This is a genomic window from Isoptericola croceus, from assembly GCF_029382255.1.
Lineage (GTDB): Bacteria > Actinomycetota > Actinomycetes > Actinomycetales > Cellulomonadaceae > Isoptericola > Isoptericola croceus.
This window is the reverse complement of the sequence record NZ_JARLLG010000174.1, coordinates 1-277: the sequence shown is the minus strand read 5'-3', so window position 1 is coordinate 277 and position 277 is coordinate 1. Positions and strand designations below refer to the sequence as shown.

1 protein-coding gene is annotated in these 277 nt (G+C 67.5%); it reads left to right on the top strand.

The features are described 5' to 3' along the window. A partial coding sequence (gene asd / locus PZC42_RS24535; protein ID WP_277214079.1) for an archaetidylserine decarboxylase occupies positions 1-277 on the top strand: 277 nt, incomplete at both ends.

The following is a 277-nucleotide window of genomic DNA, read 5'->3' as shown; positions in this document are numbered from 1 at the left end:
ACTCCCCGCGCAAGGCGAACCACGCGCTCTACTACGTCGTCATCTACCTGGCCCCCGGCGACTACCACCGCTTTCATTCCCCCGTGTCCTGGGTCGTCGAGAGCCGGCGCCACTTCGCGGGCGAGCTCTTCTCCGTGTCGCCGTACCTGCAGCGCACGCTGCCGGGGCTGTTCACGCTCAACGAGCGCGTCGTGCTCCTGGGCCGCTGGCGCTGGGGCTTCTTCAGCCTCACCCCCGTCGGCGCGACCAACGTCGGCTCGATCAAGATCAACTTCGA